This is a genomic window from Cobetia sp. D5 (assembly GCF_035666195.1).
In the GTDB taxonomy this organism is placed as follows: Bacteria; Pseudomonadota; Gammaproteobacteria; order Pseudomonadales; family Halomonadaceae; genus Cobetia; species Cobetia amphilecti.
Genome location: NZ_CP142020.1, coordinates 765151 through 789007, shown reverse-complemented (window position 1 = coordinate 789007; position 23857 = coordinate 765151). Strand labels below are relative to the sequence as shown.

At 63.4% G+C, this 23857-nt stretch carries 20 protein-coding genes; 4 read left to right on the top strand and 16 right to left on the bottom strand.

Going from position 1 to position 23857, the window contains the following annotated elements:
• Both U0O11_RS03320 and U0O11_RS03315 read right to left on the bottom strand, forming a co-directional pair.
• Positions 1-1515, bottom strand: a complete 1515-nt coding sequence (locus U0O11_RS03320) for an aspartate aminotransferase family protein (protein ID WP_324691659.1) — start codon at positions 1513-1515, stop codon at positions 1-3.
• Positions 1516-1517: 2 nt separating this feature from the next.
• Positions 1518-2306 carry a gamma-glutamyl-gamma-aminobutyrate hydrolase family protein gene (locus U0O11_RS03315; RefSeq protein WP_225347595.1) on the bottom strand — a complete coding sequence of 263 codons (789 nt, stop codon included), beginning with the start codon at positions 2304-2306 and terminating at the stop codon, positions 1518-1520.
• 260 nt (positions 2307-2566) lie between these two features.
• Here U0O11_RS03315 and U0O11_RS03310 point away from each other — a divergent pair, with 260 nt between their 5' ends.
• Positions 2567-3943, top strand: coding sequence for a glutamine synthetase family protein (locus U0O11_RS03310; RefSeq protein ID WP_054555114.1), 1377 nt, complete (start codon positions 2567-2569; stop codon positions 3941-3943).
• 214 nt (positions 3944-4157) lie between these two features.
• Complete coding sequence (locus U0O11_RS03305) at positions 4158-5657, top strand: Na+/H+ antiporter NhaC family protein (protein WP_324691656.1); 1500 nt, start codon at positions 4158-4160, stop codon at positions 5655-5657.
• A gap of 160 nt (positions 5658-5817) precedes the next feature.
• On the opposite strand, the gene U0O11_RS03300 is transcribed toward U0O11_RS03305, so the two are convergent.
• The 14 genes from U0O11_RS03300 to hemA all read right to left on the bottom strand — a co-directional run bounded on the left by U0O11_RS03300 (position 5818) and on the right by hemA (position 20696).
• Positions 5818-7110, bottom strand: a complete 1293-nt coding sequence (locus U0O11_RS03300; RefSeq protein WP_225347593.1) for an NAD(P)/FAD-dependent oxidoreductase — start codon at positions 7108-7110, stop codon at positions 5818-5820.
• 237 nt (positions 7111-7347) lie between these two features.
• Entirely contained in the window at positions 7348-8730 is a 1383-nt protein-coding gene (locus U0O11_RS03295; protein WP_225347592.1) for a glutamine synthetase family protein, read from the bottom strand.
• A 73-nt stretch (positions 8731-8803) separates the two neighbouring features.
• Positions 8804-9070, bottom strand: a complete 267-nt coding sequence (locus U0O11_RS03290; RefSeq protein ID WP_324691653.1) for a hypothetical protein — start codon at positions 9068-9070, stop codon at positions 8804-8806.
• Positions 9071-9097: 27 nt separating this feature from the next.
• Positions 9098-9868, bottom strand: a complete 771-nt coding sequence (locus U0O11_RS03285) for an ABC transporter substrate-binding protein (RefSeq protein WP_324691651.1) — start codon at positions 9866-9868, stop codon at positions 9098-9100.
• A gap of 68 nt (positions 9869-9936) precedes the next feature.
• A complete protein-coding gene (locus U0O11_RS03280; protein ID WP_225347590.1) occupies positions 9937-11001 on the bottom strand; it encodes an ABC transporter substrate-binding protein in 1065 nt (354 codons plus the stop codon).
• A gap of 112 nt (positions 11002-11113) precedes the next feature.
• Positions 11114-11914, bottom strand: coding sequence for an ABC transporter permease (locus U0O11_RS03275; RefSeq protein WP_225347589.1), 801 nt, complete (start codon positions 11912-11914; stop codon positions 11114-11116).
• On the bottom strand, positions 11911-12834 hold the full coding sequence (locus tag U0O11_RS03270; protein WP_225347588.1) for an ABC transporter permease: 924 nt from the start codon (positions 12832-12834) through the stop codon (positions 11911-11913). Before U0O11_RS03270 ends, U0O11_RS03275 begins: the two co-directional genes overlap by 4 nt.
• A gap of 2 nt (positions 12835-12836) precedes the next feature.
• Complete coding sequence (locus tag U0O11_RS03265) at positions 12837-14165, bottom strand: ABC transporter ATP-binding protein (RefSeq protein ID WP_225347587.1); 1329 nt, start codon at positions 14163-14165, stop codon at positions 12837-12839.
• Between the two features lie 75 nt (positions 14166-14240).
• Positions 14241-15578 carry an NAD(P)/FAD-dependent oxidoreductase gene (locus U0O11_RS03260; protein ID WP_225347586.1) on the bottom strand — a complete coding sequence of 446 codons (1338 nt, stop codon included), beginning with the start codon at positions 15576-15578 and terminating at the stop codon, positions 14241-14243.
• 298 nt (positions 15579-15876) lie between these two features.
• On the bottom strand, positions 15877-16629 hold the full coding sequence (locus tag U0O11_RS03255; RefSeq protein WP_324691644.1) for a HesA/MoeB/ThiF family protein: 753 nt from the start codon (positions 16627-16629) through the stop codon (positions 15877-15879).
• A gap of 75 nt (positions 16630-16704) precedes the next feature.
• Positions 16705-17205 (bottom strand): Lrp/AsnC ligand binding domain-containing protein, encoded by a 501-nt coding sequence (locus U0O11_RS03250; protein ID WP_043335877.1) that lies wholly within the window; start codon positions 17203-17205, stop codon positions 16705-16707.
• A gap of 287 nt (positions 17206-17492) precedes the next feature.
• Entirely contained in the window at positions 17493-18341 is an 849-nt protein-coding gene (prmC, locus tag U0O11_RS03245; RefSeq protein ID WP_215823899.1) for a peptide chain release factor N(5)-glutamine methyltransferase, read from the bottom strand.
• 1 nt (position 18342) lies between these two features.
• Complete coding sequence (gene prfA, locus U0O11_RS03240) at positions 18343-19428, bottom strand: peptide chain release factor 1 (protein ID WP_215823898.1); 1086 nt, start codon at positions 19426-19428, stop codon at positions 18343-18345.
• On the bottom strand, positions 19425-20696 hold the full coding sequence (gene hemA / locus U0O11_RS03235; protein WP_192838326.1) for a glutamyl-tRNA reductase: 1272 nt from the start codon (positions 20694-20696) through the stop codon (positions 19425-19427). Before hemA ends, prfA begins: the two co-directional genes overlap by 4 nt.
• A gap of 598 nt (positions 20697-21294) precedes the next feature.
• On the opposite strand from hemA, the gene U0O11_RS03230 reads away from it, so the two are divergent.
• Together U0O11_RS03230 and lolB are read left to right on the top strand one after the other, a co-directional pair.
• Positions 21295-23061 carry a tetratricopeptide repeat protein gene (locus U0O11_RS03230; RefSeq protein ID WP_215823897.1) on the top strand — a complete coding sequence of 589 codons (1767 nt, stop codon included), beginning with the start codon at positions 21295-21297 and terminating at the stop codon, positions 23059-23061.
• A gap of 122 nt (positions 23062-23183) precedes the next feature.
• Entirely contained in the window at positions 23184-23828 is a 645-nt protein-coding gene (lolB, locus tag U0O11_RS03225; RefSeq protein ID WP_215823896.1) for a lipoprotein insertase outer membrane protein LolB, read from the top strand.
• The last annotated feature ends 29 nt before the right edge of the window (positions 23829-23857 follow it).

The following is a 23857-nucleotide window of genomic DNA, read 5'->3' as shown; positions in this document are numbered from 1 at the left end:
TCAGGATTCCGAGGTCAGGGAAGAGGAAGGTTCAGAGGATGGAGCAGAGGAGAGTAAAGAAGGCAGCGAGGACGAGGGCGAAGTGGCCTTCAGCGCAGCGGAAGAGCAAGCGGCGGCGTGACTCGCCAGCTGGCGCGCCGTTTCATCCAGTGCCGCGCGCGCCAGACTGACCAGCGCATCGATCTGCTCATGCGTGATCACCAGCGGCGGCGAGATGATCATGGTGTCGCCCACCGAGCGCATCACCAGTCCCGTCTCGAAACAGATATCACGACACAGGTTGCCGACGGCCTGGGAAGAATCGAAACGCTCGCCACTGGCCTTGTCGGCCACCAGCTCCAGCGCCCCCATCAGGCCAAGCGAACGCGCCTCGCCGACCAGCGGGTGGTCTGCAAGCGTGGCCCAGCGACTGGCGAGATACGGCCCCAGGTCGTCACGCACCCGGGTGACGATATCCTCGCGCTGCATGATCTCGAGGGTCTTGAGCGCCACGGCGGCACACACCGGGTGTCCGGAATAGGTGAAGCCATGGAAGAACTCGCCGCCCTCTTCGATCAGCGTATCGGCGACCCTATCGCCGACCAGCACACCACCGATCGGCAGGTAACCGGAGGACAACCCCTTGGCGATGGGCATCAGATCGGGCTTCAGGTCGTAATGCTGACTGCCGAACCATTCGCCGAGGCGACCGAAGCCGCAGATGACCTCATCCACCACCAGCAGGATGTCATATTTCGCCAGCACGGCCTTGATGGCAGGCCAGTAGCTGTCAGGCGGCATGATCGCACCGCCGGCACCCTGCACGGGCTCGGCCAGGAAGGCGGCCACGTTGTCCGGGCCCAGTTCCTGAATACGCGCATCCAGTGCTTCGGCACACAATCGCCCGAAATCGTCTCTGCTCCGTGTCACAAGTTCCGGGCTTTCACTCGCCTTTCCACGCCCTTCCGCGAACCAGTAGGGCTGGCGAATATGCGTGATGCCGGGCACACAGGGGCCACCCTGACCATGCATGGGGGCCATGCCACCCAGGCTCATGCCCGCGACGGTCGAGCCGTGATAGCCATTCTCGCGCGCGATGATCCATTGCTTTTCCGGCTGGCCCTTGAGCGCCCAGAACCGCCGTACCATGCGCAGCATGCTGTCATTGGCTTCAGAACCGGAACCGGTGAAGAAGACATGATTGATATGCTCCGGCGCGAGACGACACAGCTCGGCCGCCAGCTCGATCGCCGGCGGGTGGGCGGTCTTGAAGAAGGTGTTGTAGTACGGCAGCTGCGTCATCTGCTGGCTGGCCGCCGCGACCAGTTCCGGCTGGTCATAGCCGAGGTTCACGCACCACAGCCCCGCCATGCCATCGAGAATCCGCTGGCCATCGGCGTCATGGATATAGACGCCGCTGGCACCGGTGATGATTCGACTGCCCTGCTCGCCCAGCTGCTTGAAGTCGGTGAAGGGGTGCAGGTGGTGGCGCGCATCCAGCGCCTTCAGGCGTTCGCCAGCGTCATTCATTGCCATCTTCACGCCTCCTCGCGAGTCGGGTGACAGGTCGGCAAGGTGCCACCCTCGGCCTTGTCACGACAGGCCGCGGCAAAGCCTTCCAGAATCGCCTGATACAAGGCGTGCTCACGCGGCTTCCATTCCGGATGCCACTGCACCGCCAGCGTGAAGGACGCCGCACCACTGACCGAGACCGCCTCGATTAGCCCATCCGGGGCAACCGCTTCGATATTCAGGCCCTCACCAAGACGGGCGACCCCCTGCTGATGCAAGGAATTGACCTGCGCCTCGGGCGCGGCGTAAAGCCCTGCCAGCACTCCGCCGGGCGAGATGCTGATGGCATGCGATGGCGCGAACTGCGCCTCGAGATCGCCCTTGGGCTCACGATGATCCATCAGGCCTGCCACCTTCTGCACCGCCTGGTGCAAGCTGCCGCCGAAGGCAACGTTCAGCTCCTGAAACCCGCGGCAGATCCCCAGCAGCGGCAGTCGCAACTCAAGCGCCAGCGGCACCCAGCAGAGCACCGCAGCGTCGCGGGCCGGGTCTTCATAGGTATTCTCCGGCGCGCTGGTCTCGCCGTAGCGTGAGGGGTGCATGTTGGAATAGCTGCCAGTCAGCAGCAGACCATCCAGGCGTGCCAGCAGGGCGCTGGCGGCGTCGGGCTCGACATCCTCCCAGACCGGAATGACCACCGGATCCAGTCCGAATTCACGCAGAGCGCTGACGTACTTGTCGGTCACCATATGCGCCGGATGACCTTCTACGGTGCGACGGCAGGCAATGACGCCCACCAGGGGACGAGGTGGCATGGGATCTCCTTTGAGGCGAACAAGCAGGCCTTGGATGATTGGTATGTTTTAATCAACATAGACTGAACGCCTTTCCTTGCCAACCCGACGAAACGACGATTTCACAAAAATCCATACAACACACTGTTTAAAAAGGATTTATCGCCATAACACCAAAGCCATCCAGCCACGAAAACCGTCAAGTGTTGTAAAATATTTGACAACAATGGCCATGATGGCGATATATAAACCACAACATCCCATGCCCACAGGTGATATCCATGTACAGCCTCCCCGTCGATGAGGCCAGAGAATTTCTGGACCGTCATCCGGAAATCGAGAACATCGATCTGCTGATCAGTGACATCAGCGGCATCCAGCGCGGCAAGCGAATCCCGCGCGAGAATCTGGAAAAGGCCTATGAGAATGGCATCAACCTGCCAGGCTCCGTCTTCGCACTGGATATCGCCGGCAACACCATCGAGGAAACCGGGCTGGGGCTCAGCAGCGGTGACAGTGATCAGGTCTGCCGCCCCATCCCCGGCACCCTGATGGCAGCCCCCTGGCTGCGCAACGGCAAGCAGGGGCAGCTGCTGATGAACATGCGTGATGACAAGGATGGCCCCTTCTTTGCCGACCCGCGCAATCAGCTGCAGAAACAGGTCGATATTCTTGCCGACATGGGCCTGACGGCGGTCGTCGCGCTGGAACTGGAGTTCTATCTGGTCGATCGCGAACGCGATGACCTGGGCATGGTGCAGCCGCCGTGCTCCCCGCTGACAGGCGAGCGCGCCAGCGAAAGCCAGCTCTATTCCATCGGCGAGCTGGATGAGTACGCCGACTTCCTCGACGAGATCCAGACTGCCGCGCGCATCCAACAGCTGCCGCTGGATACCGCGCTCAAGGAATGTGCGCCGGGCCAGTTCGAGATCAACCTGATCCATCTCGACGATGTCATGAAGGCCTGTGACAGCGCTGTCCTGCTCAAGCGTCTGATCAAGGGCGTCGCCCTGCGCCACGGCTTCGATGCCACCTTCATGGCCAAGCCGTATGGCGACGAGGCCGGCAACGGCATGCATGCGCACATGAGCCTGTTGGACCAGCACGGCAACAATGTCTTCGCCGCGCAGGACGAGAATCCGCTGGGCACCGAGACCCTGCGTCACGCCATCGGCGGCCTGCTGGAACTGATGCCCGCCTCGATGGCGCTGTTTGCGCCCAACCTGAATTCCTATCGCCGCTTTCAGCAGGGCCTGTACGTGCCGATGGCGCCGACCTGGGGCTTCGACAATCGCTCGGTCGCCATCCGTATCCCCTCCGGCCCCAACGAGGCACGTCGTCTCGAGCACCGTGTCGCCGGGGCCGACGTCAATCCCTACCTGCTGCTGGCCACCTTGCTGGCCTCGGTGATCCACGGCATCACGCATCAGGTCTCGCCGGGCGAGCCGGTCACCGGCAATGCCTATGACCAGTTCGAGCCGAGCCTGACCAACAGCTGGCCCGAGGCACTGACGCTGCTGGAGGAGAGTGAAGCACTGGCCCACGCCTTCAGCGAGCGCTTCCTGAACGTCTTCATTGCTGGCCGTCGCGCGGAGCGTGAAGCGGCCATGCAGATCATCAGCCGTCTGGAATACGACTGGTACCTGCGCAACATCTGATCCACACCGACCCCTCCACCAACTCCAGGGCTCAGGACATGACAATCATAAAAACCGTCGCTGCCCGCGACTTCGTTGGTCACTCACTGCATGGCCACGGCTTTGCAGACCGGCTCCCCGCAGAGCGCTGCTGCGCTGACCAACTCAGTACCGAGCAAGTCAGTACCGACCAAGTCAGTACCGAGCACTTCCTCGCTGCATGGGAGGCCCGGGCATGAATCAGGTCTCTCCCGTCCCCCCAGCGCCCCCACACCCCTTCGCTCCCTCCGTCAGCGTCCGTGGCAAGGGGCGCAGCATTGCCATGTTCGGCGTCATCCTGGCACTGGTGCTGGGCATCACCTTTACCCATGAGGCCGGCACGCCGTTCGGCTGGATCAGCCTCGTGCCATCGCTGATCGTGCTGGTGGTCGCCATCGCGACCCATCGCACCCTGGAAGCCCTGGCCATCGGCGCGCTCGCGGGTCTGCTGATACTGCAGCCTGACGACTACATCGGAGAGCTGGCCGATATCTCGCTGGGCGTGATGATGAACGAGACCATCGCCTGGCTGATTCTGGTCTGTGGGCTGATGGGCGGCTTCATCGCCATGATGGAGAAGTCCGGTTGCACGCTGAGTTTCAGCAACATGATCGGTCGCCTGCTCAAGACCCGTCGTCAGTCGCTGATCGGCACCGTGATCCTCGGCATTCTCATCTTCATCGATGACTATCTGAATGCCCTGGCGACGCCGGCGGCGATGAAACGCCTGACGGACCGCTTCGGGGTCTCGCGTGAGAAGCTGGCCTATATCGTCGACTCGACTGCCGCGCCCATCTGCATTCTGGTGCCCCTCTCGACCTGGGCGGTGTACTTCTCCCAACTGCTCGAGGAAGGCGGTGCCACCGAAAGCGGCATGTCGCTCTATATCCAGGCGATTCCCTACATGCTGTATGGCTGGATCGCGATGGCGCTGGCCATGCTGGTCGCCATTGGCCTGATGCCGGACATCGGACCGATGAAGGCCGCCGAGCGACGCGCCAAGGCCGGCCAGCCGATTCCTGACGGCGCCCCGGAGCCCCTGCCGGAAGCAGAAGCGCCGAAATCCAGCCCATGGATCGGTCTGATGAACTTCGTGCTGCCAATGGCCGTGCTGATCGGCGCCAGCGCCTGGTTCGAGATCGACCTGCTCAAGGGCGTGATCGTCGCTACGCTGTTCACCATCCTGCTGTATCTCGCCCAGCGCCTGGTGTCGTTTTCCTCGCTGATGGACGCGGTGATGGACGGCTTTCGCACCATGATGCTGCCCCTGGCCATCGTGGCGGTCGGGTTCGTGCTGCGCGAGGTCAATGACCAGCTAGGCATGACCACCTTCATGATCGAGAGCCTGACACCCTACCTGACTCCGGCGATCCTGCCGGCCATCGTGTTCGTCAGCATGGCCGTCGTGGTCTTCGCGACCGGCTCCTCCTGGGGCGTGTTCGTGATCTCGATCCCGATCGTGATTCCCATCGCACTGCACATGGATACCTCGCTGCCGCTGATCGTCGGTGCCCTGCTGTCAGCCTCCAGCTTCGGTAGCCACGCCTGCTTCTTCTCGGACTCTTCGGTACTGTCCTCACAGGGTTGCGGGGTCCAGCCGATGCAGCATGCGCTGACGCAACTGCCCTACACCTTGATCGGTGCGCTGGTCACGACGCTGGGCTTCCTGCTGATGGGATTCTGGATCGCCGGCTGACCCAGCGCTCACGCCATGAATCGGCCAGACATGCACTGCGCCCCGCCTTCACAGGCGGGGCGCAGTGCGTTTCGGGCCAGGTCAGGCGTGCTTTCCAGCCCATGAAAAAGCCACCTCCCGATAAGGAAGGCGGCTTGGGGCATTCTGGAGAACAGGCTGATCAGATACCGAGCTTGTCGCGGGTCTGGTAGTACCAGGCCCCCACGGCAGACAGCGGCACCCGCAGCATGCGGCCACCGGGGAACGGCAGGTGCGGCAGGCCGGCGAAGGCATCGAAGCGGCCATCACGGCCGGTCATCACCTCACTGATCAAGCGCCCTGCCAGATGGCTGCAGGTCACGCCATGCCCGGAATAGCCCTGGGCGTAGTAGACGTTGTCATTGAGCACGCCGAACTGAGGCAGACGATTGAGCGTCATCAGGAAGGTACCGCTCCAGGCGTAGTCGATCTTGACCTTGGCCAGTTGCGGGAAGGCCTTGAGCATCTTGGGACGAATCAAGGCTTCGATATTGCTGGGGTCTTCGCCGCCATAATTGACGCCGCCACCGAAGATGAGTCGGTTGTCACGGGTCAGGCGGTAGTAATCGAGCAGGTAATTGCAGTCTTCCACCGCCATGTTGTTGGGCAGCAGACTACGCGCCACATCCTCCGCCAGCGGTTCGGTGGTGATGATCTGGGTACCACAGGGCATCGACTTTCCTTCAAGCTCCGGCAGCACACCATTGAGGTAGGCATTGCCCGCCATCACGACGCGGTCGGCCCGCAGGATACCGCCCGCGGTCTTGAGCACGACGGGGCTGCCATGCTCGAGACTCAGCAGCGGGCTGTGCTCGAAGATCACGCCGCCCAGCGACTCGAAGGCTGCGGCTTCGCCCAACACCAGATTGAGCGGATGAATATGGCCACCGGAGTGATCGACCAGCGCGCCCGTATAGCCTTCGGCACTCACTTCACGCTTGTAGGCATCGCCTTCCAGCAATTCAAGACTGGAGTTGCCATAGCGCTCCCACAGCGCCTTGTGCTCCTTGAGCCCCTTGAGCTGACGCGCATTGCAGGCGGCAAACAGATTGCCTTCGCGCAGGTCACAATCGATGCCATAACCGGTGATACGCTCACGAATGATGCGGTTGCCTTCAAAGGCCATGTCGCCCAGCGCACGTGCCGTCTGGGCGCCGAAACGCTCCTCGATCACATCCATGTCGCGGCTGTAGCTGTTGACGATCTGCCCGCCATTGCGACCGGATGCGCCGTAACCCACGCGGGCGGCCTCCAGCACCATCACCTTGAGGCCCTGCTCGGCCAGGTGCAGCGCCGCCGAGATGCCGGTGAAGCCAGCCCCGACGACGCAGACATCACAGCTGACATCTCCCGCTAGCGGGGGCCGTTCGGGCGCGGCATTGGCTGAGGCGGCATACCAGGAGGCAGCATGTTCCAGGGGCAGAGAGGCACTCATGACAATTTCCTTTTGGTTATTTTAATCAACATAAAAGCACGATATCACGGATCATCGAGCCAATCACGCCGACTTTGACATGCAATAATCACCACAAGCAGCAACCTGCCATCACAGAGCGCCCCACCTGAAACGCCGAGAGGCCGTGACGACTGTCACGGCCTCTCGGCTCCCTCATGGGCTTGCCCCGCAGGGTGAGATACACAGTGCTAGACACACAGGACATGTTCCGAAGGGCTAGACACGCAGCAGCAGGTGCTCCCGCTCCCACGAGCTGATGACCTGGAAGTACTCACGATGCTCGGCACGCTTGACGGCCAGATAGCTCTTCACGAAGCGCTCGCCGAGAATATCCGCCAACGGCTTGCAGGAGTGCAGCGCATTCAGTGCAGGCCCGATATCGTCCGGCAAGGAATTACCGCCCTCCCAGGCAGAGCCCACGGCCGGCGGACGCGGCTCGATCTGCGCCATCATGCCCAGATAGCCGCAGGCCAGCGAGGCAGCCATCACCAGATAGGGATTGGCGTCGGCGCCGGCCAGACGGTTCTCGACCCGCGTCCCCTCGGCATCTGACACCGGCACCCGCAAGCCGACGGTGCGGTTGTCAAAGCCCCACTCCACGTTGATCGGCGCGGAGCCACTGGTCTCGCTGCGCATCAGGCGGCGATAGGAATTGACGTTGGGCGCGAAGAACGGCATCGCGGACGGCATGTAGGTCTGCAAGCCGCCGATGAAGTTGCGAAACAGGGTGCTGGCCCGCCCTTCATCATCCGCGAACAGGTTCCTGCCGGTCGCGACATCCACCAGGCTCTGATGGATATGCATCGAGCTGCCCGGCTGATAGGCCATCGGCTTGGCCATGAAGGTACCGTACATGCCGTGGCGCAATGCCGTCTCGCGCAGCGTGCGCTTGAACATCACGACCTGATCGGCCAGCGCCAGCGGGTCACCATGCTCGAAATTGACCTCCATCTGCCCGGCGCCCTCCTCATGGATCAGGGTATCGAGATCCAGCCCCATGGCCTCGCAGTAGTCATACATCTCCTCGAAGAGCGGATCGAACTCATTGACCGCATCGATGGAATAGGACTGACGGCTGCTCTCCTGACGACCGCTGCGCCCGATGGGCGGCTCCAGCGGATAGTCGGAGTCCTTGTTGGTCTTGACGAGATAGAACTCGGCTTCGGGGGCCACCACCGGCTTCCAGCCGCGTGCGGCATACAGTGCCAGCACTCGCTTGAGCACATAGCGCGGCGACAGCTCCACCGGATCACCATTGAGGTAATAGCAGTCATGGATGATCTGCGCGGTGGGGTCTTCCGCCCATGGCACCAGATAGACGGCACTGGTATCCGGGATCAGCTGCATGTCCTGCTCGGCCGGATTCCAGAAGCGGCTGTCTTCATCATCCGGATACCCGCCGGTGACGGTCTGGATGAAGATGGAGTCCGGCAGGCGCGGTCGCCCACCATTGAGGTACTTGCGCGCCGGCATGATCTTGCCCTTGAGAATGCCGGTCAGGTCGGTGACCAGACATTCCACCTCGGTGATGCCATGTGCCGTGAACCATTCCTGCAGCACGGCTTCGTCGTCTTCGCGACCATTGGGTTCGTACTTCATGACACCTTCCTTGAACGCTACAGGGCAGGCCACGCGCTCGGCAGCCTGCTTCGATAGACCCGATTGCCAGCGCTCAGCGCGCCTTCACCTCGGACCACAGCTGCTGGAAGATCTGCAGCTGCTCGCCGGAGAGACTCGGTGAGAAACGCAGTCGCGCCATGTCCTCTTCGGAGGGCTGAATCGGTGGCTGAGTCAGCACCTCATCCAGATACGGCTCTGCCGCGGCATTGGGGCTGGCGTAGTAGTTGTAGTTGGAGAGCTGCGCGCCGACCCGAGCATCGAGAATGAAGTTGATGAAGGCATTCGCCAGCTCCGGGTGTGGCGCCCTGGCGGGAATCATCATCGAATCCACCCACTTCTCGGTGCCCTAATCGGGGATGACGAACTTGATATCAGCGAAGGACTCCGGATTTTCCTCACGATAGAACAGGTAGTCGCCATTGAAGGACAGCCCGGCATGCGTGACCTTGCGCGCCAGCTGCTGAAGTGCGGGCGTGCCGTCGGAGAAGCCACTGAAATTGCCGCGATGCTTGGTCTCGATCAGCAACCTGGCGGCCTCGCGCCAGTCATCCAGGTCCGTGCAGTCGTAGCCATGGCCGAGATAGGCGCAGGCGATGCCCATGCTGACCTGACCACCGGTCATCAAGCCGAACGGCCAGGCATCATTGATGGTCGGATCAAACACCATCGACCAGCTCTTGGGCGCTTCCTTGAAGGTGCTGGCGTTGTAGACAAGCCCGGTGACACCCCACTGATAGGGCGCGGCATAGTCGAGCCCCTCCCCCAGCACCGGATCACGGAACTGCTCGGCGAGATTGGCCAGATTCGGCACCTTGTCCTTGTCGAGCTTCTGCACCAGGCCCATCTCGATCAGGCGCGGTACGTAGTAGCTGGAGGGCACGATGATGTCGTACTGGGAGACACCCCCGGCATTCAACTTGGCGACCATTTCCGGCTGCGAGTTGTAGTAGTTCTCGACCACCTCGACGCCGAACTTCTCCTCGAAGGCGGTGATGATTTCCGGGTCCATGTACTGGGTCCAGTTGAAGAGATACAGCTTCCTGTCTTCGGCCTGGACGCCACCGGCCAGCAACAGGCTGGCGATGGCCGCAGCGAAACGCAGCGTGTCAGTTGTCATCGTGATGCTCCATGCGTGGCTTCGACTCAGACATCAATCAGAGCTCCCTCGGTTCAGAGCCCCTCGGTTCAGCGCGACTGCACCTCAGACCACAGCTGCTGAAATACCTGCAGTTGCTGGCCGGAGAGACTCGGTGAGAAACGCAGGCGCGCCATGTCATCCTCAGAGGGCTGAATCGGTGGCTGAGTCAGTACCTCATCCAGATACGGCGCAGCGGCGGCGTTGGGACTGGCGTAGTAGTTGTAGTTGGAGAGCTGCGCGCCGACCTTGGCATCCAGAATGAAGTTGATGAAGGCGTTCGCCAGCTCCGGGTGCGGTGCTTTGGCCGGAATCATCATCGAATCCACCCACTTCTCGGCACCTTCGTCAGGAATGACGAACTTGATGTCAGCGAAGGACTCCGGGTTTTCCTCCAGATAGAACAGGTAGTCGCCGTTGTAGGACAACGCGCCATGGGTGACCTTGCGCGCCAGCTGCTGAAGCGCCGGCGTGCCATCGGAGAAGCCGCTGAAGTTGTCGCGGTGCTTGGTCTCGATCAGTAGCCTGGCGGCTTCGCGCCAGTCATCCAGGTCGGTGCAGTCGTAGCCGTGCCCGAGATAGGCACAGGCAGACCCCATGCTGACCTGACCATCGCCCATCAGGCTGAAGGGGTAATAGCCATTGACGGCAGGATCAAACAGCAAGGACCAGCTCTTGGGAGCGTCCTTGAAGGTGCTGGCGTTGTAGACCAGTCCCGTCACGCCCCACTGATAGGGAGCGGTATATTCGGCGCCCGGATCGAAATTCGGGTCACTGAACTGCTCGGCGACATTGGCCAGGTTCGGGACCTTGGCCTTGTCGATCTTCTGCACCAGGCCGGTTTCGATCAGACGCGGCACGTAATAGTTGGACGGCACGATGATGTCGTACTGGGAGACGCCGCCCGCGTTGAGCTTGGCCAGCATCTCCGGCAGCGAGTTGTAGTAGTTCTCGACCACCTCGACGCCGAACTTCTCCTCGAAAGCGGTGATGATTTCCGGGTCCATGTACTGGGTCCAGTTGAAGAGATACAGCTTCTTGTCTTCGGCCTGGACGGCACCTGCCAGCAGCAGACTGCCGATGGCGACAGCGAAACGCAGCGTGTTGTTTGTCATTGTGATGCTCCGCTCAACGTGCTTGAGAAGTGATGGGACGTGCGTGATGAATGATCAGACCCGACGTCGGCAAGGACAGCAGTGTCAGACCGCCTGTGGATATTGCGTATTCTCACGACGCCGCGCGCCGGCGCGACAGCACCAGACTCGTGAGCGCCGCCAGGGCGACCGCCGCCATCATCAACGTGGCGATGGCATTGATTTCAGGAGTCACGCCCTTGCGTATCGCGCTCCAGATGTAGATGGGCAAGGTGGCGCTCTCCGGTCCGGCGGTGAAGAAACTGATCACGAAATCATCCAGCGACAGCGTGAAGGAGAGCAGGAAGCCCGAGATCAATGCCGGCTTGAGTGTCGGCAACATGAAGAACTGCACGCGCTGCCGCGGTGTCGCGTAGAGGTCCTTGGCCGCCTCGAACAGCGTCGGGTCCAGCCCGACGAAGCGCGAGTAGACGATCAACGCCACGAACGGCACCTGGAAGGTGACATGTGCGATGGTCATGGTGGCCAGTCCCGGCGACAGCAGACCGGTCAGCTCATTGATCTTGACGAAGAAGGTCATTTCCGAGATCCCGAACACGATGTCCGGCAGCACGATGGGCAGATAGATCAGCACGATCAGCCAACCCAGCTTGCGGTGACGATGGCGATACATGCCATACCCGATCAGCGTGCCGATCATCAGCGCCAGCAATGACGACACCACCGCCAGCAGCAGCGAATTGCCCAGCGCCGACAGAATCGCGTCATTGCCCAGCAGGCGCCGATACCAGCGCAGCGACACGCCAGTGAAGCTGGCGGCACTGTTGGAGGCATTGAAGGAAAACAGCATCACCACGATCAGCGGCAGATACAGAAAACCGAGCGTCAGCCACCAGAAGCCCCGCAATCCCTTGTGAAAACCACCGCGCCTCATATCACCACCTCTTCACCGCCGCCCAGCCGCTTGCCGATACGGCGCATCGCATACAGTCCAATGAAAGTGGCGATCAGCATCAGGATCGCGCCCGCCGCCCCCAGCGGCCAGTTGGCGCTGCCAGCGAACTGATTGGCGACCAGATTGCCCAGCATCATGCCCTTGCCGCCGCCCAGCAGCTCCGGAATCACGTACATGCCGAAGGCCGGAATCGCCACCAGCACGACACCCGCCAACAGCCCCGGCAGCGTCTGGGGGAAGACCGCGTGCCAGAAGGTCTTGAGCGGCGAGGCGTAGAGGTCCTGCGCCGCCTCCACCAGTGAAAGATTCAACTTCTCGAAGGCGGCGTACAGCGGCAGCACCATGAACGGCAGGAAGTTGTAGACCAGCCCCAGAGTGACCGCGAAATTGGACGGATAGAGCCCCATGTTGGGCGCGATCATGCCCATGGCTTCCGCCAGCTCCGCCAGCGGCGTGCCCGGCGCCAGCAGATTCATCCAGCCGAAGGTGCGAATGACCTGATTGGTCCAGGACGGCACCACCACCGCCAGCAGCATGATCGGCCGCCAGCGCTGGTCTGACTGCGAGATGTAATAGGCGATCGGATAGGCCACCAGCACCACCAGCACAGTGGAAAGCACGGTCTGCCACAGCGAGCGCCCCAGCGTCATCAGGTTGCCCGGGCTCCAGCCGAGAAAGCCCTGTCCGGCCAGCTGCTGAAACGAGGTCAATGACAACGGCATTTCCGGCAGCCCATAGGGGCCGTTGGTCATGAAGGCCACGCTCATCAGATAGAGACTGGGCAGCACCAGAAAGACGATGATCCACAGTGCACCGGGCGCGACCGTCAGCAACAGGTGGCGTGACTCGGCGACCACCGCGCGGCTGCGCGCGGTGGCCAGGGTTGTGTGATAGGCCATCGTCATCCCCTCAGCGTGATCAGGTCTTGCGCGGCGACCACCACATCGACCTGGTCGCCGACTTCCGGCAACTGGCCCCCCCGGTTGTTGACCACCACCTGCACGCTGACACCCGCCACCTCGACACGATATTCGGCGTGGCTGCCGCGGTAGAGTCGCTCCTGCACTCGGCCCGGCAAGTGGTTCTCCAGCACGTCGTGACGCTCGAACTCGCTGGCGGGTCGCCGGCGCAGGTCCAGCGTCTCGGGACGCAACAGCAGCAGACTGCCAGTGCCCGGCGCCTGTGCGGTCAGTACGCCCAGCGGCGTGGTCAGTCGGATGGCGTCACTGCGGCTGTCATCGCGAGCCGTGACGTCGAACAGATTGGCATGGCCCATGAAGCGCGCCACGAAGGCATTGGCCGGACGCTCGTAGATCTCACGCGGCGAGCCGACCTGCTGGAGGCTACCGCTGTCGAGCACCGCAATGCGGTCCGACATCACCATCGCTTCCTGCTGATCATGGGTAACGAAGACGAAGGTCATGCCCAGGCGCTTCTGCAGGCGCAGCAGCTCGATCTGGATCTGGCTGCGCAGGCCGGCATCCAGCGCCGACAGCGGCTCATCCAGCAGCAGCACATCCGGCTCGCAGACCAGCGCCCGCGCCAGCGCGATGCGCTGACGCTGACCACCGGAGAGCTGGTCGACCCGGCGATCGATCAGGCTGCCCAGCTTGATGAACTCCGCCATCTCGGCAACCCTGGCCTCGCGCTCCCGGGGGGCGACACCGCGCATCTTCAGGCCGAATGCCAGGTTGTCGCGCACCGACAGATGCGGAAACAGCGCATAGGACTGGAAGACCGTGTTGACGCTGCGCTGATGCGGCGGCACCTCGGTGACGTCCCGCCCGCCGATCACCACCTGACCTTCATCCAGCGCCTCGAGACCGGCCAGAATCCGCAACAGTGTCGTCTTGCCACAGCCCGAAGGCCCCAGCAGCGTGAAGAACTCGCCGGGCTGGATGCTCAGGTCCACGCCATCCAGCGCCGCCACCTCATTGCCGAAGCGCTTGTGCAGCCCCTTGAGCTGGATGGAGGATGCCGCGCGTCGCGGCAGCGCGGGCTGATCCGCATTGGTGCCGTGGCTCTCGCCGACGCTCTCATTGACGGTATCGCCAAGGTTCTCACCGGCGTTATCGTCGAAGCTCTCACCGACATGCTCACTGACGCTCTCGCTGGCGTGCGTGCCGCCAGGCGCCCGCGCGCCGGCAGGCTTTCTCGTCATGTGCTGCTCGGGCGTACCAGCGTCCTTGCCATCCACCGCGCTCATCGCGCCTCCCTTGCGATTACTCACCAGTCGTTTCCAGCTCTTGGGCTGTCGGGGTGTTCAACAGTGTCAAATGTGCAGCACCTTCATCATGGCCTCGGCCTATAGCCGATCACGCAACGTGTAGAAGCTGGTCGCCAGGACCAGCAGAGGAGTTCGCAGCCAGCGCCCGCCCACGAAGGGACGATGCGGCATGGCGGCAAAGATATCGAAACGTTCTGCCTGACCGGCGATGGTCTCGGCAACCAGCTTGCCCGCCAATCCTGCAAGCGACATGCCATGTCCCGAGTAGCCCTGAGCGTAATAGACATTCGGCGCAAGACGCCCGAAGTCCGGCGCGCGGTTCATGGTGATGGCCACGTCACCGCCCCAGCGGTAATCGATCGCCACGCCATCGAGCACCGGAAACAGGCGGCGAATCTTGCTGTCCATGCGCGCCTTGAGGCCACGCGGCTCCTGACCGGTATAGCTCACCTCACCGCCATACAGCAGGCGCCTGTCGGCAGAAAGACTGTAGTAGTCGAGCACGAAGTTGGCATCGGAAAGCGCGTCATCCTGCGGCAGGACCTGCGCGACCTGAGCCTCGCTGAGCGGTTCGGTGGCGACGATGTAATTGGCGACACGCATGATGCGCTCTTCCAGCGAGGCGACGAGGCCATTGAGGTAGGCATTGGTGGCCACGACCACGAATTCGGCGCTCACGCAGCCATGCTCGGTATGGATACGAGCACGCCGTGAGGTGCCATCGGGTGTATCGCCGCTCTGGCCGTGGTCAAGCTGACGCACCCGGCTCTGTTCGCAGAGCGTGACGCCGGCCTGCTGGGCAGCTCGCGCAAGTCCGAGGGTATAGTTGAGCGGATGCAGATGACCGCCCTCGCCATCATGCAACGCGCCCGGATAGGCGTCGGTGACGACCCGCTCGCGCAGCGCATCGCCCTGCAGCCACTGCAGCGCGTGATAGTCGTAATCGCGTGCCATGCGCGCCTGGAACTCCTGCAGTGCGCGCACATGACGCGGCTTGACCGCGGCATGCAGGTAGCCCTGGGTGAAATCGCAGGGAATCTGATGCCGGGCAACCAGCTCGGCGGTCAGGCGCACGGACTCGCGGCTCATCTCCCAGATGGCGCGTGCCTGCTCGCGCCCCAGCGCCTTCTCGACCGTCGCGATATCGGTGCCGAGCCCCGGCAGGATCTGGCCGCCACTGCGCCCGGAGGCCCCGAAACCGATAGTCTGCGCTTCCAGCAGAATGACCGAATAGCCACGCTCGGCGAGATGCAGCGCAGCGGAGCAGCCCGTGACACCGCCGCCGATCACGCAGACATCGGCACGCTGCTCACCAGCTAGAGGCGGGCATGGGTCAAGCGTCACACGCTGGCTGGCCTGGTAGTAGGAATACGAGCCAGCACACTCGCTCTGCGTGCCTGATCTGAAGCCGCCCATGCACCTCCTCATCCGCTCTTGTTGAGTTTATTCACCATCGACTGGAATATTTTCGATATTTACCACACGTTTCGCTGGAATGCTGCATGTTGATTGCGCTGCATGGGAAAAATCTTCAACACCCCACGGCATTGGCGCACCCTGGTGGTGCGCACACGCGGCATGCGCAGCGCCGGCCGCTCCACCACAACATGCGACAAAAAAGCCCCGCCAGCCAGAAAGGCTGCGGGGCTTTTTAAAGATATGCTGTCCTGAAGACATGCGACTTGGAGATATACCGTCGATTTGACCGGCTACATCATGACGCTTGATCACACACCTGGCAGCCGGGGTCGCGCTTGAGGCCCATGCGTCGCCATTCACCGCTCAGGCCATCGAAGGTGGCCAGGCCGCGATGCACGCTGCCGGCACCGCTGATCAGCTTGAGCGCCTCCAATGCCTGGAAGGCGCCGATGATGCCGACCAGCGGCGCGATGACACCACTTTCAGCGCAGGTCAGCTCTTCATCGCCCAGCTCATCCGGCGGGTACAGACAGCCATAACACGGCGCCTGTGGCTCACGGCGATCGAACACCGCCAGCTGGCCGGAGAAGCGTATCGCGGCGCCGGACACCAGCGGGGTGCCCGCTGCCACGCAGGCGGCGTTGATCGGGAAGCGTGAGCTGAAGCGATCAGTGCAATCGAGCACCACGTCTGCGGCGGCCACCTGCTCGGCCAGCGCCTCACCCTGCAGCCGCTCTGACAACGCGATCACCTCGGTATCAGGGTTGATCGCCAACAGCGAGGCGGCGAGTGATTGCGCCTTGGGCTGATCGATGTCGGCGTCACCATGGGCGATCTGGCGCTGCAGATTGGACAACTCGACGTGGTCATCATCGGCCACCACCAGGGTGCCGATGCCCGCGGCTGCCAGATAGAGCGCTGCCGGGCAGCCCAGGCCACCCGCCCCGATCACCAGAACCCGCGCCGCCAACAGGCGCTGCTGCCCGGCAATGTCGACCTGAGGGAGCAGGATCTGGCGCGAGTAGCGCAGCAATTGCGAATCTTGCATGGGAGAAAAGCCGCCTATCGGTAAATGAAGTGAGAAGCCATGAGCCCTGCCCAACAACAACAACAGGGCTTGCCATTACTTGGCATCCAGCTCCTCGATATCGGGCACATGCAGCGAGAACTGCTCCTTGACCTCTTCCATCACCACATAACTCTTGGATTCCTTGACGCCGGGCAGCGTCAGCACCACATCGCCGAGCAGCTGACGATAGGCGGACATTTCCGGAATCCGGCACTTGAGGATGTAGTCGAACTGACCGGAGACCAGATGACACTCCTGGATCTGCGGCAGCTTGGAGACGGCGCGGCGGAACTCATCGAACACCGACGGCGACTGCGTCTCGAGACTGATCTCGACGAAGACCAACAGATTGGCCTTGAGCGCCTTGGGGTCGAGCACCGCCTTGTAACCGCGGATGACGCCGGCGCGCTCGAGGCGTTTGACGCGCTCCAGGCACGGCGTGGTGGAAAGGCCGACTTCCGAGGCGAGGTCGACATAGGAGATACGGGCATTCTCTTGCAGGCAACGCAGAATCTTGAGGTCGATGCGGTCCAGAGAGCGTGATTTTGCTTTCATTGTAATAGTTTTCCCAGCAGGGTGACTTGCAGCAGGATCATCCGTGCTCCTGGCTTCCGTGCAGTCAGGCCGTCGGATAACAAGGGGGTTATCAGATGACCATGCCAATCATGCAGGTTCATTACTATCATACCCGGCCAACAGGGGATACGCCTTCACTGGCGGTACTGTGACGAGGATTCCACGCAGACTCCACTGAAAACGGTGGAATGCACTACAGGGGTGCCAAGCGCGAGGATGTCAGTGGGGACCACACACGGGCACCGCTATCCGGCGCCCGACGAGCATCAGGCCAGCTTGCCCAGCGTGATGCGTTCGCGCCCGCCCAGGTCTTCCAGGGTCTCGACGTCGACGAAGCCGCCGGCACGCAGTGCCTCGCGCACTTCATTGCCCTGGGTAAGGCCATGTTCCAGCATCAGGTGGCCGCCTGCGGCCAGGTGCTGCGGCGCAGTGGCGATCAGATGCAGGAAGTCCGCCAGCCCTGCCTCGGCCGCGACCAGCGCCGAGCGCGGCTCGAAGCGCACATCGCCCAGCGCGAGATGCGGATCATCATCGGCCAGATAAGGGGGGTTGGCGGTAATCAGCGCAAAGCCGCTCTCGGTAACGGCACTGAACCAGTCACTTTGGCGGAATTCGGCATTGGCGATCGCCAGACGCTCGGCATTGCCACGCGCAAGCTGCACGGCTTCCTCGATGAGATCGACCCCCAGCACCTGCCACTGCGGGCGATGACGCGCAAAGGCCAGCGCGATGGCACCGGTGCCGGTGCCGAGATCCAGCAGCTTGCCGCTGGTGGCCTCGGCCAGTTCCAGCGCGCACTCCACCATGACCTCGGTGTCCGGGCGCGGAATCAGTGTGGCCGGTGAACAGGCCAGCGTCAGGCCATAGAATTCACGCCGCCCGAGCAGATGCGCCACGGGATGGCCCTCGGCGCGACGCGCCAGCAGCGCCTCGAAACGTGCCACACCCTCGGCGCCGGCCTCACTCCCGAGATCACGATCGCCCCAGGTGTAGAACCAGGTGCGCTCTCGTCCCATTACCTCGCCCAGCAGCAGCTCGGCATCCAGACGCGGAGAATCGCTGCCCGCCTCGCTCAGACGGGCAGTCGCGGCTGCCAGGGTGACATCGATTCTCACCTTATTGCTCCTGCAGTGCGGTCAGCTGATCGGCCTGGTATTCCACCACCAGCGGCTCGATCACTTCGTCCAGCTGGCCGGCGATCACTTCATTGAGCTTGTAGAGCGTCAGGTTGATGCGGTGATCGGTCAGACGCCCCTGCGGGAAGTTGTAGGTACGGATACGCTCGGAGCGATCACCCGAGCCGACCAGCTTGCGACGGGCATCGGAGGTGGCCTGTGCCTGGGTATCCACCGCGGCCTGCTTGAGGCGCGCCGCCAGCAGTGACATGGCGCGCGCACGGTTCTTGTGCTGGCTGCGCTCGTCCTGACACTCCACCACCACGCCGGTGGGCAGGTGGGTGATGCGAATCGCGGAATCGGTAGTGTTGACGTGCTGACCACCGGCGCCGGAGCTGCGATAGGTGTCCACGCGCAGGTCGGCCGGATTGATGTCGACGTCACCGACTTCATCGGCCTCGGGCATCACCGCCACGGTGCAGGCCGAGGTATGGATTCGCCCCTGGGATTCGGTGGCGGGCACGCGCTGCACGCGGTGCGCGCCGGACTCGAACTTGAGGCGCGAGTAGACGCCCTCGCCCTTCACGCGGGCGATGACTTCCTTGAAGCCGCCGTGCTCGCCGTGGCTGGCGCTGACGGTCTCGACCTTCCAGCCCTTGAGCTCGGCGTAGCGCGAGTACATCTTGAACAGGTCGCCGGCGAACAGCGCCGCCTCATCACCGCCCGTGCCGGCGCGCACTTCGAGGAAGACGTTGGCACCATCATCCGGGTCGCGCGGAATCAGCAACTGGGTGATCTCGGCTTCCAGCGTCTCGAGCGCCGCCTCGGTCTCGCGGACTTCCTCTCGCGCCATGTCGCGCATCTCTGGATCACTGTCCTCCGCCATCGCCAGCGCGGCGTCACGGTCTTCGTTCAGGCCACGATGGCGGCGCCATGCCTCGATCAATGGCTCAAGCTCGGCATACTCCCGCGACAGGTCGCGGAACCTGGCCTGGTTCCCGATCACTTCGGGCTCCGACAACAGTGCGGAGATCTCCTCGAAGCGGTCATGGAAGGTGTCGAGCTTGGTGATGAGGCTGTCTTTCATGAAGGGTCCTGTGATGAATCAGCCGGCGCGAGCAGAAGCGTCTGGGCCGTCTGAAGAATATCCTGGCGATCGTCTCCCGAGGCCTGGCGCAGTGCCAGCGTCGGGTGATGCATGAAGCGATTGGCCAGCTGGCGTGCCAGCTGCGCGACCACTTCCTGGGGGTCGCGTCCCTGATCGAGCTCCGCCAGCGCCTGCGCCTCGCATTCGGCGCGCAGTTGCTCGCCATGGCTGCGGTAGCGCTTGATGACTTCGCCGCCACTGCGCACTCGCTTGAGGTGCAACCAGGCGTTGACGCCCTGGCGAATCAGCTCTTCTGCCTGGGCAGCGGCCAGCTCGCGATGGCGACGATTCTCATCGATCACTTCCTGCAGGTCATCGACCGTATAGAGGAAGACGTCGTCGAGGTCACCGACCTGCGGCTCGATATCGCGCGGCACGGCGATGTCGACCATGAACACCGGCTTGTAGCGGCGCTTCTTGAGCGCGCGTTCCACCATGCCCTTGCCGAGAATCGGCAGCTGGGAAGCGGTGGAGGCTATCACGATATCGGCATTCTCGAGGGCATGCGGAATGCCTTCCAGGCCGATGGCGCTCCCGCCCAGCTCATCGGCCAGACGCTCGGCGCGCGACACGGTGCGGTTGGCGATGCACAGGTTGGCGATGCCCGCTTCCTTGAGATGACGCGCGACGAGTTCGATGGTCTCGCCGGCACCGATCAACAAGGCATTGGCCCGCGAGAAATCATCGAAGATGTGGCTGGCCATGCTGACGGCGGCGTAGGCCACCGAGACGGGGTTCTCGCCGATACCGGTCTCGGTACGTACCTGCTTGGCGACCTGGAAGATATGCTGGAAGAGCTGCTCGAGCTCACCGCCCAGCCCCACCGAGTTGCGCGCAAATTGATAGGCGTCCTTGAGCTGGCCCAGAATCTGCGGCTCGCCCAGTACCATCGAGTCCAGCCCCACCGCGACACGGATCAGATGGCGTACCGCCTCTTCTCCCAGGTGCTGATAGCTGCAACGCGACAGCTCCTCCACCGGCAGGCGGTGAAAACGCCCCAGCCACTCGAGCACCGACTTGGCGCCATCACTGGTCACGCAGTAGAGCTCGGTACGGTTGCAGGTCGACAGCACCGCCGCTTCGGAGACCGCCGGCAGGCGCTTCAATTCGCCCAGCGCGGCATCGAGCTGCGCAGGCGTGAAAGCAACGCGCTCGCGCACGTCAACGGCGGCGGTGCGGTGATTGATGCCAAGGGCAAGAAGGGTCATGGAGTCAGTCGTCAGGGTCTGGCCGGCAGGAATCGGCGTCAATGTCAGGCGGCTCTCGGTGCTGGCCTGCCGCGAGGCCAAGGCCAGGACAGCAGGTAATCCGCGCAGGCTCGGTGCCTTTACACCTGTCGACTCAATGGGGACAAAGGCGGCTGACATAAAGGCACACAGGACTGCCGAAGCGGCTGAGATCGTAATATTAGCGCGCTCATTCTACCACAGCGTCTGGACCACGCGACCCCGCAGCATGTCGCAGCCGATGAGGATTTTCCATGATGCTGGCAGGCTATCGCTATCAGCCCGCGCGGCGTATCTGTCGGCATACGAGGCATCCGGTGGGTCATGCCACTTGCTTGCATCGGCAACGCTATCCCCGCTCGCCACCAGCCGTTATGCTGCAAGACACGACGCCTTCGTCAGCGCCACGCTGCGCGCATGACCCGGCCTGCGGCTCGACCGCCCCGTTCTCTCATCCTGCCCCCACTGACAAACGCGAGGTTGCATGCACGCTTCGACTGCCGCTGAACATAGCCCCCCGCACGCGCACGCCTGCCTTGATGCCCCCCGTCGCCCGCGCGCCGGGTGGAAGTCCTGCGTCGTGGGCGGATTGCTGCTGGGCTTGACCGGCTGTCAGTCGATGAGCGACTCCGCGCCCCTGATGGCGCAGCCCGACCCGCTGGCCACGGCGCCGCCCATCCAGCAGGGCCTGGATGCCGACAGCCTCAATCAGCTGCTGAGCGCCGAACTCGCCGGACAGCGCGGTGACTATCCCCGCGCCGCCAATGGCTATCTGGCCGCCAGCCGTCACTTCGATGACCCGGAACTGGCGCGACGCGCCGTGCTCGCGGCCCGTTTCGCCGACAACCCGGCCCTGCTGGAGCGCGCCGCCGAACGCTGGCAGCAACTCGATGAGTCCGCCAGCGAGCCCGGCATCATCCGCGCCCGCCTGGCGGTCGAGCGAGGCGACTGGCAGGCCGCGCTCGAGCAGCGCCTGATGCTCACCGCCAGTGGCGGCAATGGCAATCTGGCGACCCTGGCCGAGCAGGCGATCGATGCCGGTGCCGAGCTCGAACCCCTGCTGGCGATGCTGGAGACGCATATCGCCCAGTATCCCGAGCAGCCGATGCCCGAGATTGCCGCGGCACTGTTCGAGGCAGCGCTGGGCGATGAGACAGCGGCGCGTGCACGCCTGGTGCGCCTGGAAAGCGCTCACGCCACATTGGCGGAGCTCTGGCTGGCGCGCAGCGAGATCGAACGCAGTGCGGGGCGTCTCGAGGCGGCGCGGCGCGCGGTGGCCCGAGGCCTTGAGATCGCTCCCGATGACAGCCGCCTGATCCTGAGCGCCGCGCAGACCGAACTGGCCAGCGGCGATCTGGACGCGGCACGCGAACGCATCGACAGCCTCGTCACCCGCCACCCCAACGCGCCACGCCTGCGCCTGGCGCTGGCCAGCCTCTATCTTGATGCCGATTCCCCCGAGGACGCCCATCGCCTGCTGCTGCCGCTGCTCGACGAAGACCCGGTGCCGGATGCCGCCTACGCCCTGCTGGGGCTGGCCGCCGAGTCCAGCGGCGACGTCGACAACGCCATCCTTTACTACCGTCAGGTGCCGGACGGCGAGCGCTACATTTCCAGCCGCGCCCGCGCCGCCCAGTTGCTGGTCGAACATGAGCGCACGGACGAGGCCCGTCAGTTCCTGGCCGTGGAACGCCTGCGCCATCCGCGTCATGCCATGACGCTGCTCAGCTTCGAGATCGACCTGCTCGACTCCCAGGAGGCGCATGCCGAGGCCGAGGCCCTGCTGAGCAGCAGCATCACCACGCGCCGCAAGGCGCTTGCGCAAGCCATCGCCACCCAGGAGACCGACACGCGCAACACGCTGGAAAGCGAGCTGGGCAGCCTGTTGTTCCTGCGCGGCATCCGCCGCCTGGAAGATGATCAGCTGGGCGGCATGGAAGAAGACCTGCGAGAAGTCATCGCGCTGGAACCCGACAACGCCAGAGCCTACAACGCGCTCGGCTACACCCTGCTGGTGGAGACGGACCGCCTCGAGGAAGCACTGGCCTTGATCGAGCGCGCCCATGCGCTGTCGCCCGACGACGCGGCCATTCTGGATAGCCTCGGCTGGGGCCGCTATCTGACCGACGACCTCGACAATGCGCTGGCACCGCTGGAAGCCGCCTGGGCCCAGCAGCAGGATGCCGAGATCGGCGCCCATCTCATCGAGGTGCTGTGGGCGCTGGGCCGCGAGGATGAAGCCCGTGGCCTGGCGGTAGAGCTGAGCGAGCGCTTTGAAGAAGCCAGCGAGCTCGAAGCCCTGTTCCAGCACATCCCCGAGCTGCGCCCGGTCGTCGACGCGCCCTGAAGGGCACTGCCACGCTACCCGGCACTTTCTGCCCACTGGCGAGTCCATTATCCTGACCCGTCAGTGAGTGGAGTCTCACTCACCGTCACTCATCTTCTCGCCATCCGGAAGGCCTTCGCGTCATGATCACTTCTCCCCTGCCACTCCCCCTGCTGAGCCAGGCACGCCGCCTGCTCGGGCCAGCCCTGCTGGCCATGACACTGGTACTCAGCGGCTGCGCCAGCCAGATGGCCAGCGACAATGCCGGTGATCTGACGCGCAGCGACGGCGACTGGCAGCAACAGGACGCGCAACTTGCCGCCCTGACCCACTGGCAGCTGGCAGGCAAGGTCGGCATTCGCACCCCCGAGGAAGGCCATAGCGCCAACCTCGACTGGCAGCAGGACGGCGATGACTACCACATGCTGATCACCGGGCCGCTGGGCGCGGGGCGCACGACTCTGGTGCGTGACGCCGATGGTGTGCGCCTCTCCTCCTCCGAGGGGGACTTCGAGGCCCCGGATGCCGAGAGCCTGATGCTGGCGCAACTGGGCTGGTCATTGCCGCTGGGCGCCCTCGACAACTGGGTGCGCGGCGTACCGGCCGCTGGCGAGCATGACATCGAGACAGATCAACTTGGCTTCCCGACCACCCTCTACCAGGACGGCTGGGAAGTGGACTATCAGGATTGGACCCGCGCCGAAGGCCTGTGGCTGCCGCGCAAGATGAAGCTCTACTACGGCGACCTCACCGCCACGCTCATCGTCAACCAGTGGCAGGCGCTGTGATCGTGACACCTTCTCCTTCTTCCATGACG